This window comes from Streptomyces shaanxiensis, from assembly GCF_039537145.1.
Lineage (GTDB): Bacteria > Actinomycetota > Actinomycetes > Streptomycetales > Streptomycetaceae > Streptomyces > Streptomyces shaanxiensis.
This window is the reverse complement of the sequence record NZ_BAAAZY010000012.1, coordinates 875,814-890,478: the sequence shown is the minus strand read 5'-3', so window position 1 is coordinate 890,478 and position 14,665 is coordinate 875,814. Positions and strand designations below refer to the sequence as shown.

The following is a 14,665-nucleotide window of genomic DNA, read 5'->3' as shown; positions in this document are numbered from 1 at the left end:
CTCGGCACTAGTCCCTCGGCACCGGCCTCAGCAGCAGCTTGTGCGGACGCAGTGTGATGCCCACGCGGGTCACGTCGTTGGAGCCGGGCACCTGCTCGAAGCGGTACTTGGTGGCCAGCGCCGCGGTGATCAGCGTCAGCTGCGCCATCGAGAAGTGGTCGCTCGGGCACTTGCGGTTGCCGACGCTGAACGGACTCATGGCGTATTTCGGCACGTCCTTGACGCGCTCCGGAAGCCAGCGGTCGGGGTCGAACTCGAGGTTGTGCACGTACGACTTCCCGTCACGCTGGATCGCGTAGGGGCTGTAGACGATGTCCGCCCCGGCCGGAATGCGATAGCCACCGAGTGACGTATCGGTCACCGCCCGTCGCGTGAGAATCCAGACCGCGGGGCGCAAACGCATCGCCTCCACGACAACATTGTTCGTGTGCCTGAGGCTACGGACATCCGCAAATGCCACGGGCCGACCGCCGGTGACGGATTCGACCTCCGCGCACACCTTGTCGGCGTGTTCCGGATGTTCCGCGAGCACATGCAGCAGCCACATGATCGTGGAGGCCACGGTTTCGCTGCCCGGGGTGACAATCGCGACGACCTGGTCGTGGATCTCCTGTTCCCCGATGGGGTCGCCATTCTCGTCCTTTGCCTCCAGCAATGCCGTCAGCAAATCGTCCGGCCTTTGACCAGATGCCCGGCGTTCGGCGACGATCTCGTCGACCAGGAGATGCAAATCGGCCAGGGCCCGGTTGAATTCGCGGTTCGGCGGGAGAGGCAGCTTGTACAGCGGCCCGAGCGGGACCACCATCCGCCGGTACATACCGCGGAAGACGGTCGCGAGCGCGTTGCACAGCCGCTCGGCCCGCTCGTCCATGTACTCGCCGCGCAGCAGGCAGCGGGCGGCGATGCGCACCGCTATCCGGAACGACTCGGAGGTGCAGTCGACGGTCTCGCCGGGCTTCCAGCGCTCGGTCAGCGCATGCGCCTCCTCCTCCATGATCGGCCCGTACGCGGGGATCGCGTCGAGCCGGAAGGCCGGCTGGATGGTGCGCCGCTGACGCCGGTGCCGGGGGCCGTTCGCGGTGGCCACGCCCTCCTTGCCGAGCAGGCCTTCCAGGGACTCCCACAGCGGCCCGTCGATCTTGAAGTCGGTACTCAGCGCCATGGCCCCGGTGAGCTCCGGGGTGGTGACGGCGTACACCGTCTTCGGGCCGAGCTTCAGCCGTACGACGTCTCCGTGGTCCCGGAGCGCGGCCATGAAGGCCAGGGGATCTCGGACCAGCTTCCAGCCATGGCCGAGAAGTGGAACTCCTCCGCCCGCGAGGGGCGGTTCACGCAACTCCGAAGCCTCACGGGGTTGGGCTTCGGGGCGGACGGACTCGACGGTCATTTCTCACCTGCCGCTTCGTTGTTGACGTACGGGGGCGTGGACCGGTCGTCCCAGCTGTCGACCATGTACCGGCCGGACTCGTGGTGGAACCAGTAGACCGAGCTGAACCAGTTGCGCATATTGCAGACACAGGCACGCGCGGCGGCGCTGAGTTCTTTTCCGCGTACGGTGCCGTCGGCCAGGGAGTCGGCGAATTCCAGGGCGTGCCGCTCGGCGTCGAGGAAATCGGATATGCAGGTCTCGACGCGTTGCCTTACCTCGATCACCGCCTCTTCCAGAGTCAGCCCCTCGTGCTTTATGAGGCTGATTCCGAGATTGTGCACCTCATCGCCCGCGATTTCCTTCGGAAGCGAGCAGAGGTCGTTGTACCAGGCGGCGAATTCCTGGCTCAGTAACGCCGCCCGCCGATATGCCGGGTGTTTTCGCACACTGTCCGGAAGTTCCAGCTCGGCACTCGGCTCCAGCAGATCGGTCCAGATCCAGTGCGCGAAGGTGAGCCGACGCAGTGCGAGGTATTCCTCGACGGTGGGGATGATTCCTTCGGTACGGTTGCGGAATTCCCGGTCGTACGCCTCGATCACCGCGTGGAAGTGACGGGCGAACCGGATGTTCCAGGTGCGGGGCATGAACGAGTACAGCCGCACCATGCTGTCCGCGAACCCCGCGACCAGCGGGTCCCCGTGGTGCAGATGCTCCTCGGGTGCGTCGAGGGCCGCGTGCAGCCGGAACCTCAGCCGCCGCCAGGCGGCCGGGCGGTAGTGGACGATGTCGCGGTCGTGCCGGTCGTCCCAGACGAAGAACCACGCGCTGTAGTCCGCAATCGCCTGGAGCACCTCGTCGGGGGCGCCTATGTAGTACCCCGCCATGAGGTCGGTGTAGCAAAGGCCGTCGGCATATTCTTCGACCTTGTCGGCCGGCATCAGCCGCTTTTCCAGCAGCCAGGTTCGGGTCTTCTCCTGGAGCCTGGGCCAATATGGATGGAGTTGCCTGGGAAACGCTGCTTCGATCACCGGGAGAGAGAGCGATGGTGGTACTGGAACCGCCGTCGGTGTCGATGTGGTGCTGTGTGAGAAAGCATGCACGAACAAACCCCTCTCAGCCGCCAGTTGTACACGCCCCTCCCGCTGTGCCGGGCGTGCGCCGTTGCGTATCCCCGCACTTCCATTCAGCACCACAACTGACCGATCTGGGAACGGATTTGCTTCATTCACTACCCCACAGTGCCGAGAATCTCCCCCTATGTGACTGGTTCTGGATCACGACATGCGGGTATGGGATCGAACGTGCGACGGACATGCGAACGGCGCCCGGTCAGGACGGTGAACCTGAACAGACGCCGTGCGCATGGGGCTTGTGGGGCCTTCCGGCAGACCTCAGTCGTTCGCGACGACAGGGTAACGGGGCTCGTTCTCGGCCATCTGACGGAGCGCGTCCTTGCGCTCCCGCTTGGAGAGACGGTCGATGTAGAGGTAGCCGTAGAGGTGGTCCGTCTCGTGCTGCAAACACCGAGCGAAGTACCCGGTACCGCGTACCTTGATCGGGTTGCCCTTCTCGTCCTGCCCGGTCACCTCGGCGTAGTCGGGGCGGGCCAGCGGCGCGTACGCCGTCGGCACGGACAGGCAGCCCTCGTTGCTGTCGTCCAGGCTGCGCCGGTCCGCGGGCAGCTCGACGAGCTTCGGGTTGCAGACCACGCCCACGTGCCGGACGCCCTGGTCGTCCTGGCAGTCGTAGACGAAGACCTTCAGATCGACGCCGATCTGGTTGGCGGCCAGGCCCACGCCCTCGGCGGTGCGCTGTGAGGCGAACATGTCCGCCACGAGCTGGTCCAGCTCCGCGCCGAACTCGGTGACGTCCTTGCACTCCTTGTGGAGCACCGGGTTCCCGACGACGGTGATCGGCCGCGAGGTGCCGCGCTCACGCCAGGCGTTCTCGCGCTCCTCCGTGTCCTCGGTGTCGACGACGAACCCCTCGTCGTCCACGGGGAGCACGCCCGCGTGCTGCTGCTCGGTGTCCTGCTGGGCCATGACCGACGTATGCCTTCCTGCACAAGAAAAGAGGGTGTGACGCTGATACAGGGTACGGCGAACGGTCAGCAGACCTCTTCGAGATCCCGCCAGTCCCTGGAGTCCGGGCTGTCCGCGACCCACCCGTCCAGCAACCCCCGAACCAGCGAGGCCGGCGCGGCCACGCCACACTCCCGCTCCGGCACCCACAGCTGGCCATCGGTCCGGTGCCCCAGCGGCCCGGGGTGCCCCGGTTCGCTGTGATCGTGCGGATCCAGATGCTCCCCGTCGCCCTCGTCAGACGGCATCCGCGACTCCGAGCACATCCGGCACAGCAGCCGCACGGACGACGACCAGTCCTCCGCGGCGAACCCGGCGTCCGCGGCGAGCTGCTCCAGGGCGTCCCGGTCGGCCTCGGTGGCGGCCTCCAGCAGCACCACCCACGTCGGCACCGGTGAAGGCGCCCACAGCTCGATCTCGTCGAAGACGGGGTAGGCGTGCCCGGCCGACGTGGTCCGTTCCCCGTGCGGCACCCCGTCGTGCAGCACGACCTCGCCCCAGCGCCGCCCGGACGACGGCAGCGGGATCGACAGCACCTCGATACGGGCGGGGTCCAGCCGCCGCCCCCACACGACCTCGGCCTCCCCCTCGGGGGACAGTCGTACGGCCGCGCTGCCCAGGTCCATCCCGACCGGCTCACCGGACGCGGTCGCACCACCGGGCACCCGCAGCCCGTACGCCTGCCAGGCCCGCCGGGCCAGCGGCCAGTCCTGCAGGGCGGTGGCCGCGATGCCGACGTTCCACCAGTCGGGCGCCCCGGTCTCGCGGTCCAGCAGTGCCACGGCGCGCAGGCCGGCGGCCCGGGCCTGCTCCCAGTCGTGCCGGAACTTGTGGAGGAGGGCGAGGTTGAACCAGGACTCGGACAGCCAGGGCTCCAGGTCGGCGGCACGTGTCAGCAGTGCCCCCGCGTCTTCGTACCGACCGTCACCGATCAGCGTGAACGCACGGTCGGTGGCCTGCCGCCAGGAGGCGGAGGGCCGGTGCCGTCCCTTGCCGAAGATCCTCACGATTCCCGCCTGCCAGTTCCGTGGAGTGGGCTGGCTAGTGCTCGCCCCCGGACACCCTCTCATTCGCATCCAACCACGTACGGCTGGAAGGGCGCTCATTACCCATGGGTTACCCACCCACAGGCATACCCAGACTGTCTCTGGCCAGCACTCGGGCAAGCGACCCGACCACCTCCGGCGCATAGTCCCCGGCCGTGCCCAGCCGCAGCTCCTCCAGCGCCTTGAGCGGCCCGCCCGGCCCGGCGTCCCGCGCCTTCTCCTCGTACGCGTTCACGGCCCGCACGATCCGGGCGGCGACCGGCTGCTCCGGGCAGGGGTCGGCCAGCCGCTCCACGACTGTCGCGACCTGCGGATTCACGCCGGTCTGCCGTACGACGGCCCCGCCCAGCAGCGCGATCCGCCGCTGCTCCTCGACGGGCAGCACGGCGGTGGCCCCGGCCGGCACCGGGTCGACCAGGCTGAGCTGCCCGATGTCGTGCATCAGCGCCGCGTACTCCAGCACGGTGAGCTCGGCCTCGGACAGGCCGAGATCCCGCCCGACCTCCCGGCTGAGCGCGGCCACCCGCCGGGCGTGTCCGGCCGGTGTGTACCCGGCGATCTCGGTGGCCCGGGCGAGCGAGGCGATGGTCTGCCGGTAGGTGGCCCGCACTCCGGCGTACCGGCGCAGGGACATCTGGGTGAGCAGGAGGGGGAGCGAGAAGACGGGCAGCGCCCACAGCCCGACCACGGCGACCGCGAGCGCCATCACCGCGCCCGTCGCGCAGACGGCCGACCCGATCCCGAGCGTCGCCCGCAGCTCGTCGCGCAGCACCGGCCCGAAGGGCCACCGGGTGCGGGAGTGCGCCAGCGCGGCGGTGAGCAGGGCGTCGCACAGGGCGGTGAGGGCGAGAATGGCGACCAGGAGCAGCGCGTAGGCGGTGCCCCAGCCGTGGAACGTGCCCTGGTTGTACAGGGGTTGGAAGCACACGGCGGCGAAGCCGACGGTGAGCACGCGCCGGGCGAGCTGGTCGAGGACGGGGCGCCCGCGCGCGATGTGCGGCACGCTGCCGAGCAGCGAGGCGGCCAGGACGACGGCGACGACCTGCGCGACACCGTGCCGGGTGGGCTCCTTGCCCATCTCCCCCAGCAGTGCGTACGACAGCGCGGCGGCGGCCCCGAGCGGCGCCGCCTCCCTGCCCTCCGCCCCGGTCCACCGGGTGAGCTCGCCCAGAGCGACGAGAACCCCGAAGGCGAGTGCGGTGCCGCGTTGATCGAGGCCGCTCCACAGGGTGCCGAGCAGGCAGGCAGCGGCGAGGAGGGCGGCGCAGGTGTGGACGAGGGTGAGCAGGAGGGGTGGCCTCGGGGTCCTCATCGGTGCGCTCCCGGGGCGCTGGAGACCGGCGGGCGGGAAACGGGCGTACGGGCGTCGTCGGCGGTCACGGCCGGATGCCATCCGTGGTGGTCCACGGCTCGGGCGAGGGCCGTGACCATCCGGGGGTCGAAGTGCGAGCCCGCGCACCTCTCCAGCTCCAGCAGGGCGACGGACACGGGTCGGGCCCGCGAGTAGGACCGGGTGGACGTCATCGCGTCGAACGCGTCCGCGACCGCCACCACCCGCGCCGGCTCCGGGATCTGGCTGCCCATCAGCCCGTAGGGGTAGCCGCTCCCGTCCAGCCGCTCGTGGTGATGCAGTACGGCGGCCCGGGCCTCGCCCAGGAAGGAGATCCCCCGGACCATCTCGTGCCCGTACTCGGGATGCAGCTCGATCACCCGCCGCTCCTCGGGCGTGAGCGGGCCGTCCTTGCGCAGCAGCCGGGTGGGCACGCCCAGCTTCCCCACGTCGTGCAGGATCCCGGCGAACCGCACCACCTCGACGCGGTCGTCGTCCATGCCCAGCTCGCGCGCGATCATCATCGAGGCCAGCCCGACCCGTTCGCTGTGCCCGCGGGTGTAGCCGTCCTTGATGTCGACGGCCTGGACGAGTGCCCGGATGGTCGCCTGATGTGCCGCGCGCTCCCGGTGGTACTGGGCGAACACCCACCAGGACACGCACATCGGCAGCAGCACGAGCAGCGCGGCGACCGGCCCGTACGGGCTGCGCCACAGCACGGCCATCATCAGCCCGGCCAGACCGTGGACGGCGAGGGGCGCGAGCGAGCGCAGGAACAGCCCCCGCCAGGCGCGCCGCAGGGGCACCCGCTCGGCGAAGGCGCGAATCCCGCCGTCCAGCACGGTCAGGACCAGGCAGAACGCCAGGACCGCCGCCCCGGCCGGAATCAGCGCGTACGGGAAGTCGCCGGAAACCACGACGTCCCGCCCGCCCAGTTCCCCGTGCACCCGGGCCGCCGCCCAGACGGCCACGACGAGCTGGGCGGCCCGCCAGATCCGCCGGGTCCACAGCGGCCGTTGCCCGGCCGGCGACAGCAGCGCACCCGGCACCGCGACCAGCGCGGCAGCCGACGGCGACAGCAGAAGGGCCCCGGCGAGCAGGACGGGATAGAAGGTGCCCCCGAACCGCCATCGGGCGGCGACCTGCTCGCCGGCCGCGTACAGCACCGCGAGCAGAACGACCGCCCGCCAGGGCGTTGGGTTCTCGAGCAGCGGCGGCAGGAGGAGGGCCAGAGCGCACAGCGCCACACAGGCGACGTACGCGCGCGCCCGTGCCGGTATCGCCTCCATCTGGACGCCCTCCCCCACCATGACCTGCTCAGCTCAACAGGGGAGCCTAGGTCGGCAAGAGGGGCGGCTGTGGGCTTATCACCCGCCGATTAGCACGTTCGAGTGACGACAGCCCGTTCCAGGGAGGGGAGTTCAGGACTCCTGGGGCGCGGCGGTCACGTCGTGCTCGGGCACGGCCTGGCCGGAGCGGATCAGGTCGAGCCTGCCCAGCACCTTGGCGCGCAGGTCGGTCGGCACGTCGTCATGTCCGCAGCACCGCTTGACCAGCTTCTTCACGGCCTGCTCCAGCCCGTACTTCTCCAGGCAGGGCGAGCACTCCTCGAAGTGTTGCTCGAACTTGGTGCAGTCGGCGTCGGGCATCTCACGGTCGAGGAACTCGTACAGATGGTCGAGTACCTCACTGCAATCCGTCTCGTGCGGCTCTCCGCAGCTCATGAGCCCGAGCCTTTCGCTTCGTTCGACTCTCCGGCGCCGGCCGGAACCATCCCGCGCTCACGGGCGTAGTCCTCCAGCATTCCGCGCAGTTGACGGCGGCCCCGGTGCAGCCGGGACATCACCGTACCGATGGGTGTCCCCATGATGTCCGCGATCTCCTTGTACGCAAAGCCCTCTACGTCGGCCAGGTACACGGCGATACGGAATTCCTCCGGGATCGCCTGGAGTGCTTCCTTCACGTCCGAGTCGGGCAGGTGGTCGAGCGCCTGCGACTCGGCGGAACGCAGGCCGGTCGACATGTGCGACTCGGCACGCGCGAGCTGCCAGTCCTCGATCTCCTCGGCCGCGGAGCGCTGGGGTTCACGCTGCTTCTTGCGGTACGAGTTGATGAAGGTGTTGGTGAGGATCCGGTACAGCCAGGCCTTGAGGTTGGTGCCCTCGCGGAACTGGTGGAAGGACGCGTACGCCTTGGCGTAGGTCTCCTGCACCAGGTCCTCGGCGTCGGCCGGGTTGCGCGTCATGCGCAGCGCGGCCGAGTACATCTGGTCGAGGTACTCCAGCGCGTCCCGCTCGAAGCGCGCGCTGCGCTCGGCGGTCGTCTCGGTGGACGTCGCCGCGCTCGTGCCCAGGCCCTCGGGCTGCTCCGCCTGGCCGTTGTCGGTCCCTGCGTCGGTACCGGGAACCGGACCCACCTCCTCAAGATTCCGGGCAGGACCGAAACCGGTCCCACCTGAATCGGAGGATAGACGACCTGCCGTACCTGCCGCCGCTCGAATAGGAGCGGTCCGGGCCGCGTGCAGGACAGTCCAGTCCAGGTCGGCACGGCTGCTGCGGCTCGGGCAGTAGGTCGAACCCATGCGGCGGACTTCCTCTCCTACGACGTCTGCGCTGCTCGTTCAGCACCGCTGTCCGCCACAACAGAGGGCGGGGCCGCCACATTCCCGAACCTTTACCCGAGTGACTCGACCCACTTCACGACACTGTCGGTGACGATCGCCACGGCCTCGGCCTGATCGAGGGGCGCCCGCTTGGGGACGGCGAACCCGTGATCGCCGTACGGCACCTCGATCAGCTCGTGGTCCCCGTCCGGGAACTCCTCCGGCTTGCCGAAGGGATCGTTCCCGCCCTGTACGACGAGGGTGGGCACCCCGGCCCCGAGCAGTTCGGCTGCGCGGGACTTCTCGGGCTTGCCCGGCGGATGGAGGGGGAAGCTGAGGGCGAGGACGGCATGGGCGCCCAGTTCGACGGCCGTACGGCAGGCGACCCGGGCCCCGGCACTGCGGCCGCCGGAGATCACGGGCAGCCCGGGCGCGGCGAGGGCGGGCCACACGCCCCGCCAGCCGACGTCCAGTGTCCTGGGCGCGGGCGCCACCTTCTTGCCGGCCACGCGCCAGGGCTGCTCGACGAGGGCGACGGTGACGCCGTGGGCCGGGAGGACGGCGGCCAGCGCCTTCAGGTCCCGGGCCTCGATGCCCCCGCCGGCGCCGTGGCTCACGGCCAGCACGAGCCGGGGCTTCTCCGCCGGGTGCCAGGTGATGCGGGCGTCCCCCGCGTCCGTACCGATGGTCTGTGTCGTCACGTCGGACTCGTTCACGTAGGACTCGTTCGTCACGTCAGAAGAGTGTGCCCTCTTCGGGCCCGTCCAGCTCCTTGAGCAGCTCCGGGCCGTTGTTGCGGACATTGCTGACCAGGGTGGAGACGGGGTAGGCACGCATCAGTCCGGCAGGCGGCGGGTCGAGCAGCGAACGCAGCTCCTCGGGGTCCGTGCGGGACGGGTCCAGCCAGGTGTCCCAGCGGTCCGGGGTCAGCATCAGCGGCATCCGGGGATGGATGTCGGCCAGCGAGTTCGGGCCTTCGGCCGGAGCCACGGCGAGCGGGGTCGTCTCCGCCTCCGTCGTGATGACGGAGCAGGTCACCCACCAGGCCTGAGGGTGGTCGTCGGGCAGCGTGCGGTCCCGCCAGAACTCGTACAGCCCGGCCATCGCGAACACCGACCCGTCGGCGGGCAGCACGAAGTACGGCTGCTTGCGCGGCCGTTTCCGCTTCCCCTCGACCTCCAGGTCCCGCTCCTGACTGCCGGTGACCCACTCGTAGTAGCCGTCGGCGGGGATGATGCAGCGCCGGGAGGTGAAGGCCCTCCGGTACGACGGCTTCTCGTGCACCGTCTCCGCGCGCGCGTTGATCATCTTGAAGGCGCTCTCGGGGGTCTTGGACCAGCTCGGCACCAGCCCCCACTTCAGCTTCCGCAGCTGCCGAACCGGCCGAGCCGGGACGGAGGAACTGTTGGACGCAGTGGTCACGTCCTTCAAAGGACGGTCGAGGACGACGTGGACCTCCTTGGTCGGGGCCACGTTGTAGTCCGGCTCCAGGGTCTCCTCGGGCTCCCACTTCTCGATCTCAAAGATTCCTGCGAGATCCTCGGGTCCACGACTCGCTGCATACCGTCCGCACATACGTGCAACACTGCCAGATTCCATCCGACCACAGGGAGCCATCGCCTTACATGGACAGCACCGCATCCGCATCGCTCGCCTCCCTCTGGGACGAGGTCTCCGGCACCCAGCCCGACCCGGATCTGTGGGTGGTACTCGCCACGATGGTCGTCGCCCTCGCCGTGGTCGTCCCGCACACCCTGTGGCGCGTCTCCCGCAACGCCATCACCATCGCCCACGAGGGCGGCCACGGCCTGGTGGCCCTGCTGACCGGCCGAACCCTGACCGGCATACGCCTGCACTCCGACACCAGCGGCCTCACCGTCAGCCGCGGCAAGCCGCACGGCCTCGGCATGATCCTCACGGCGGCCGCCGGCTACACGGCTCCCCCGCTGCTGGGCCTGGGCGGCGCCGCACTGCTCGGCGCCGGCCGGATCACCCTGCTGCTGTGGCTGGCGACGGCCCTGCTGGTGGCGATGCTGGTGATGATCCGGAACGCGTACGGGGCGCTGACGGTGTTCGTCACGGGCGGCACGTTCGTGTTGGTGTCCTGGCTCACCGGGCCTCAGGTGCAGGCGGCGTTCGCGTACGTGGTGGTGTGGTTCCTGCTGCTGGGCGGGGTCAGGCCGGCGTTCGAGCTGCAGGCGAAGAGGTCGCGTGGGGGTGCCGGGGACTCCGACGCGGATCAACTGTCGCGGCTGACACACGTACCGGCGGGCTTGTGGCTGTTCCTGTTCCACGCGGTGTCGTTGTGCTCATTGATAGGGGGCGGCCGCTGGCTACTGGCGGTATGACAGCCAACCTGAAGGGGCAGGGCTGTGTCGATCTGCGGCTCCGCCGCGTGGGCGCGACCAGCCACAACGGACCCGCAGACGACAGACGGCCGACCCAACCCCCTCCTTATAGAGTGGGGCCCATGGCCCCGAACGACGCACACACCGCCCTCTGGCCCGCCCCGCACGCGAGCGGAGCCGTCGACGCGACGGTCCACGTGCCCGGGTCCAAGTCGGTCACCAACCGCGCCCTCGTCCTCGCCGCCCTGGCGAGCGAGCCCGGCTGGTTGCGCCGCCCGCTGCGCTCCCGCGACACCCTGCTCATGGCGGGCGCCCTGCGCGCGATGGGCGTCGGCATCGAGGAGGGCGTGGGCCCCGAGGGCACCGGCGAGGCGTGGCGGGTCCTCCCCGCGGGTCTGCGGGGCCCGGCCACGGTCGACGTCGGCAACGCCGGCACCGTGATGCGCTTCCTGCCGCCGGTCGCCGCGCTCTCCGACGGCCCCGTCCGCTTCGACGGCGACCCGAGGTCGTACGAGCGCCCCCTGAACGGCGTGATCGACGCCCTGCGCGTGCTCGGCGCCCGCATCGACGACGACGGCCGGGGCGCGCTGCCGCTGACGGTCCACGGCTCGGGCGCCCTGGAGGGCGGCCCGGTGGAGATCGACGCCTCGTCGTCGTCCCAGTTCGTGTCGGCCCTGCTGCTCTCCGGACCACGCTTCAACCAGGGCGTGGAGGTCCGCCACATCGGCTCCGCGCTCCCCTCGATGCCGCACATCCGCATGACCGTCGACATGCTGCGCTCGGTCGGCGCCCAGGTGGACACCCCGGAGTCGGGCGGCGAGCCGAACGTCTGGCGGGTCACGCCGGGCGCCCTGCTCGGCCGCGACCTGACCATCGAGCCGGATCTGTCCAACGCCCAGCCGTTCCTGGCGGCGGCGCTGGTGACCGGCGGCAAGGTCCTCGTCCCGGACTGGCCGTCCCGTACCACCCAGCCCGGTGACCGGCTGCGGGAGATCTTCACCGAGATGGGCGGTTCCTGCGAACTCACCGAGTACGGGCTCGTGTTCACCGGTTCGGGTGCGGTCCACGGCATCGACGTGGACCTGAGCGAGGTCGGCGAGCTGACCCCCGGCATCGCGGCGGTCGCGGCCCTCGCCGACTCCCCGTCGACCCTGCGCGGTGTCGCGCACCTGCGGCTGCACGAGACCGACCGCCTGGCCGCGCTGACCAAGGAGATCAACGAACTCGGCGGCGACGTCACCGAGACCGCCGACGGCCTGCACATCCGCCCGCGCCGACTGCACGGCGGCGTCTTCCACACCTACGAGGACCACCGCATGGCGACGGCCGGAGCGATCATCGGCCTCGCGGTCGAAGGCGTACGGATCGAGAACGTGGCGACGACGGCGAAGACCCTGCCGGACTTCCCCGAGCTGTGGACCGGGATGCTCGGGGCATAGGGACTCACGCCATGCGCCGCTACGGCAAGCACACCGACGAGGACGACATCCGCAGCCGCCCGAACCGCAAGGGCAACCGGCCGCGGACACACATCCGGCCCAAGCACGAGGACGCCTCCGAGGGCATGGTCCTCACCGTCGACCGGGGGCGGCTCACCTGCCTCGTCGAGGACCGGGTCGTGATGGCCATGAAGGCCCGCGAGCTGGGCCGCAAGGCCGCGGTGGTCGGTGACCGGGTGGCGCTGGTCGGCGACATGTCCGGCAAGAAGGACACCCTCGCGCGGATCGTACGGATCGAGGAGCGGACGTCGGTGCTCCGACGGACGGCCGACGACGACGATCCGTACGAGCGGGTGGTGGTCGCCAACGCCGACCAACTCGCCATCGTCACCGCCCTCGCCGACCCCGAGCCCCGTCCTCGGCTGATCGACCGCTGTCTGGTGGCGGCGTTCGACGGGGGTCTCGAGCCGCTGCTGGTGATGACGAAGTCGGACCTGGCGCCGCCGGACAAGCTCCTTGAGCTGTACGGCGATCTGGACATCCCGTACGTCGTGACCAGCCGGGAGGAGCTGGAGAACGGCGGTGCGGCGGGTCGCGTGCGGGAGCAACTGGACGGCAGGGTCACGGCGTTCGTCGGTCACTCCGGGGTGGGCAAGACGACGCTGGTGAACGCGCTGGTGTCGGTGGAACGGCGCCGGTTGACGGGCCACGTGAACGCGGTGACCGGTCGCGGCCGTCACACGACGACGTCGGCGCTGGCGCTGCCGCTGCCGGACGTGGACGGCTGGGTGATCGACACCCCGGGTGTGCGCTCCTTCGGCCTGGCTCATGTCGACCCGTCCCGTGTGATCCAAGCGTTCCCCGACCTCGAATCGGGAACCGAGGGCTGCCCGCGTGCGTGCAGTCATGACGAGCCCGATTGTGCGCTGGACGCGTGGGTGGCGGAGGGCCACGCCGATCAGGCGCGGCTGTACTCACTGCGGCGGCTCCTGGCCACGCGCGAGCGCACGGACGGCGACTGAGGAGGGGCCGAGGAAGGCGACTGACCTCCGCGTTGTTTGTCCGGCGCCGAGTCCGGTAAGGGCATAATCGCACCGAGCCGGATCCAAGCCTGACGAAGCGGTCACAGAACGTGGGCATACGGGAGGACAGCACATGGCGTGGCTGCTGGTCATCGTGGCGGGGCTGCTCGAAACCGGCTTCGCCGTCTGTCTGAAGCTGTCGCACGGCTTCACCCGGCTCTGGCCGACCGTCGCTTTCTGCATCTTCGCCCTCGGCAGTTTCGGACTGCTGACGCTGGCGCTGCGGAAGCTGGACGTGGGGCCGGCGTATGCGGTGTGGACGGGGATCGGGGCGACGGGTACGGCGATCTACGGGATGATCTTCCTCGGGGACGTCGTGTCGACGTTGAAGATCGTGTCGATCTCGCTGGTGATCGTGGGGATCGTCGGGCTGCAGTTGTCGGGGGCGGCGCACTGAGGCGGTTTCCTCCGGAGGCCGGACCTGGCCAGGCGCGGTGCGGTGCGGTGCGGTGCGGTTGATGCGGCTGGTGCGGTCTGGCCTGGCATGGCCTGGTCAGGTCAGGCGGTCAACTGCCGGTGCAGGGCGCTGCGTACGAGGTCGGAGACGCCGCCTTCGCCGGGTGGGGCGGCGACGCAGGACAGGGCCAGCCTGACGACCAACTCGCAGGAGCGGGAGAGGTCGGCGGCGTCGGACTTGTTGCTGCCGGGGCCGGAGAGGATGGCTACGGCGCGGTCGCGCACGATGGCCACGAAGTCGCCGGGCGAGGGCAGTGGCCCGTCGGCCCGCCGCTGGGCCGGCACGGCCGAGGAGGACGGTACGGCCGACAGCGTCGGTGAGGGCAGGCGCTCGTTCCAGCAGCCGGTGAGCATCGCGCGGACGAGGGCGTTGTCTCGGGCGAGGGCGGCGGTCCACTCCGCGGTGGCGGTGAGTCGCTCGCGGGCGTCGCTGTGCGTGGCGAGGGCGCGGTCGATGCCGGCGAGGTAGCCGTCGGCCTCTCTCCTCACCAGCGCGCGGGCGAGGCCCTCCTTGCTCCCGAACTCGTTGTACAGCGTCTGCCGGGACACTCCGGCCGCCGCGGCCACGTCCACCATCCGCACGGCGGACCACGGCCGACGCGCCAGCGCCGTATAAGCGGCGTCCAACAGAGATTCCCGCGCTGCAGGCATCATCGCCTCCCGGGGACGAGCGGCTCTGCGCCCAGATTTGACGCGCACAGGGGCACTGTCAAGGGTTCGCGAAGGCATGCGGGGGCGCCAGTTCGCCGCGGTGCGCGGGCCTTCGGTGGGTTGGGTGCGGGTGGGATGTGGGGTGCCTGCGGTGGCCTCCGGCGGTTGAGGGTGGGGTGCCTGCGGCGGCCTGTGCGGGTGGGGTGGGGGTTCGCGTAGCGCCTGCGGGTGGGTTGTGGGTCGGGGCCGTGCCGGGGGGTG

The 14,665-nt window shown here is 70.3% G+C and carries 15 protein-coding genes; 4 read left to right on the top strand and 11 right to left on the bottom strand.

All coding sequences use genetic code 11. The features are described from left to right. Positions 1-7: 7 nt before the first annotated feature. From ABD932_RS27045 to ABD932_RS27000, 10 genes are all read right to left on the bottom strand, one after another. A complete protein-coding gene (locus ABD932_RS27045) occupies positions 8-1,387 on the bottom strand; it encodes a bifunctional albaflavenone monooxygenase/terpene synthase (protein ID WP_345016138.1) in 1,380 nt (459 codons plus the stop codon). Next, positions 1,384-2,469: an epi-isozizaene synthase gene (gene cyc1, locus ABD932_RS27040; RefSeq protein WP_345016430.1), complete on the bottom strand. Its 1,086-nt coding sequence runs from the start codon at positions 2,467-2,469 to the stop codon at positions 1,384-1,386. The genes ABD932_RS27045 and cyc1 overlap by 4 nt, the downstream gene beginning before the upstream one ends. Positions 2,470-2,760: 291 nt before the next feature. Continuing rightward, entirely contained in the window at positions 2,761-3,411 is a 651-nt protein-coding gene (gene def / locus ABD932_RS27035; RefSeq protein ID WP_126394959.1) for a peptide deformylase, read from the bottom strand. A 65-nt stretch (positions 3,412-3,476) separates the two neighbouring features. Beyond that, entirely contained in the window at positions 3,477-4,457 is a 981-nt protein-coding gene (locus ABD932_RS27030; protein ID WP_031479428.1) for a tetratricopeptide repeat protein, read from the bottom strand. 109 nt (positions 4,458-4,566) lie between these two features. Continuing rightward, complete coding sequence (locus ABD932_RS27025) at positions 4,567-5,808, bottom strand: HD-GYP domain-containing protein (protein ID WP_345016133.1); 1,242 nt, start codon at positions 5,806-5,808, stop codon at positions 4,567-4,569. Beyond that, positions 5,805-7,115, bottom strand: coding sequence for an HD-GYP domain-containing protein (locus ABD932_RS27020; RefSeq protein WP_345016131.1), 1,311 nt, complete (start codon positions 7,113-7,115; stop codon positions 5,805-5,807). Before ABD932_RS27020 ends, ABD932_RS27025 begins: the two co-directional genes overlap by 4 nt. A 132-nt stretch (positions 7,116-7,247) precedes the next feature. Then, positions 7,248-7,550 carry a mycothiol system anti-sigma-R factor gene (gene rsrA, locus ABD932_RS27015; protein ID WP_250088736.1) on the bottom strand — a complete coding sequence of 101 codons (303 nt, stop codon included), beginning with the start codon at positions 7,548-7,550 and terminating at the stop codon, positions 7,248-7,250. Next, on the bottom strand, positions 7,547-8,242 hold the full coding sequence (locus ABD932_RS27010; protein ID WP_345016129.1) for a sigma-70 family RNA polymerase sigma factor: 696 nt from the start codon (positions 8,240-8,242) through the stop codon (positions 7,547-7,549). Before ABD932_RS27010 ends, rsrA begins: the two co-directional genes overlap by 4 nt. A gap of 257 nt (positions 8,243-8,499) precedes the next feature. Continuing rightward, a complete protein-coding gene (locus ABD932_RS27005) occupies positions 8,500-9,129 on the bottom strand; it encodes an alpha/beta hydrolase family protein (protein WP_345016428.1) in 630 nt (209 codons plus the stop codon). Between the two features lie 34 nt (positions 9,130-9,163). Beyond that, the gene (locus ABD932_RS27000) at positions 9,164-10,003 is read right to left on the bottom strand and encodes an SOS response-associated peptidase (protein WP_345016127.1); all 840 of its coding nucleotides are present in this window, start codon (positions 10,001-10,003) and stop codon (positions 9,164-9,166) included. Positions 10,004-10,053: 50 nt separating this feature from the next. On the opposite strand from ABD932_RS27000, the gene ABD932_RS26995 reads away from it, so the two are divergent. The 4 genes from ABD932_RS26995 to ABD932_RS26980 all read left to right on the top strand — a co-directional run bounded on the left by ABD932_RS26995 (position 10,054) and on the right by ABD932_RS26980 (position 13,694). Then, positions 10,054-10,776, top strand: coding sequence for a M50 family metallopeptidase (locus ABD932_RS26995; protein ID WP_345016125.1), 723 nt, complete (start codon positions 10,054-10,056; stop codon positions 10,774-10,776). Between the two features lie 122 nt (positions 10,777-10,898). Beyond that, a complete protein-coding gene (gene aroA, locus ABD932_RS26990) occupies positions 10,899-12,215 on the top strand; it encodes a 3-phosphoshikimate 1-carboxyvinyltransferase (protein ID WP_345016123.1) in 1,317 nt (438 codons plus the stop codon). Positions 12,216-12,226: 11 nt separating this feature from the next. Further along, the gene (rsgA, locus tag ABD932_RS26985) at positions 12,227-13,237 is read left to right on the top strand and encodes a ribosome small subunit-dependent GTPase A (RefSeq protein ID WP_345016121.1); all 1,011 of its coding nucleotides are present in this window, start codon (positions 12,227-12,229) and stop codon (positions 13,235-13,237) included. 133 nt (positions 13,238-13,370) lie between these two features. Beyond that, positions 13,371-13,694: a DMT family transporter gene (locus tag ABD932_RS26980; protein ID WP_345016119.1), complete on the top strand. Its 324-nt coding sequence runs from the start codon at positions 13,371-13,373 to the stop codon at positions 13,692-13,694. Positions 13,695-13,795: 101 nt separating this feature from the next. On the opposite strand, the gene ABD932_RS26975 is transcribed toward ABD932_RS26980, so the two are convergent. Continuing rightward, a complete protein-coding gene (locus tag ABD932_RS26975; protein ID WP_345016117.1) occupies positions 13,796-14,407 on the bottom strand; it encodes a TetR/AcrR family transcriptional regulator in 612 nt (203 codons plus the stop codon). Positions 14,408-14,665 lie beyond the last annotated feature (258 nt).

What these genes read in the sequence shown, in the direction of transcription:
- ABD932_RS27045 (WP_345016138.1), bottom strand. Translation starts at nt 1,387, where the DNA reads ATGACCGTCGAGTCCGTCCGCCCCGAAGCCCAACCCCGTGAGGCTTCG.
- def (WP_126394959.1), bottom strand. Translation starts at nt 3,411, where the DNA reads ATGGCCCAGCAGGACACCGAGCAGCAGCACGCGGGCGTGCTCCCCGTG.
- ABD932_RS27025 (WP_345016133.1), bottom strand. Translation starts at nt 5,808, where the DNA reads ATGAGGACCCCGAGGCCACCCCTCCTGCTCACCCTCGTCCACACCTGC.
- ABD932_RS27020 (WP_345016131.1), bottom strand. Translation starts at nt 7,115, where the DNA reads ATGGAGGCGATACCGGCACGGGCGCGCGCGTACGTCGCCTGTGTGGCG.
- rsrA (WP_250088736.1), bottom strand. Translation starts at nt 7,550, where the DNA reads ATGAGCTGCGGAGAGCCGCACGAGACGGATTGCAGTGAGGTACTCGAC.
- ABD932_RS27000 (WP_345016127.1), bottom strand. Translation starts at nt 10,003, where the DNA reads ATGTGCGGACGGTATGCAGCGAGTCGTGGACCCGAGGATCTCGCAGGA.
- ABD932_RS26995 (WP_345016125.1), top strand. Translation starts at nt 10,054, where the DNA reads ATGGACAGCACCGCATCCGCATCGCTCGCCTCCCTCTGGGACGAGGTC.
- aroA (WP_345016123.1), top strand. Translation starts at nt 10,899, where the DNA reads ATGGCCCCGAACGACGCACACACCGCCCTCTGGCCCGCCCCGCACGCG.
- rsgA (WP_345016121.1), top strand. Translation starts at nt 12,227, where the DNA reads ATGCGCCGCTACGGCAAGCACACCGACGAGGACGACATCCGCAGCCGC.
- ABD932_RS26980 (WP_345016119.1), top strand. Translation starts at nt 13,371, where the DNA reads ATGGCGTGGCTGCTGGTCATCGTGGCGGGGCTGCTCGAAACCGGCTTC.
- ABD932_RS26975 (WP_345016117.1), bottom strand. Translation starts at nt 14,407, where the DNA reads ATGATGCCTGCAGCGCGGGAATCTCTGTTGGACGCCGCTTATACGGCG.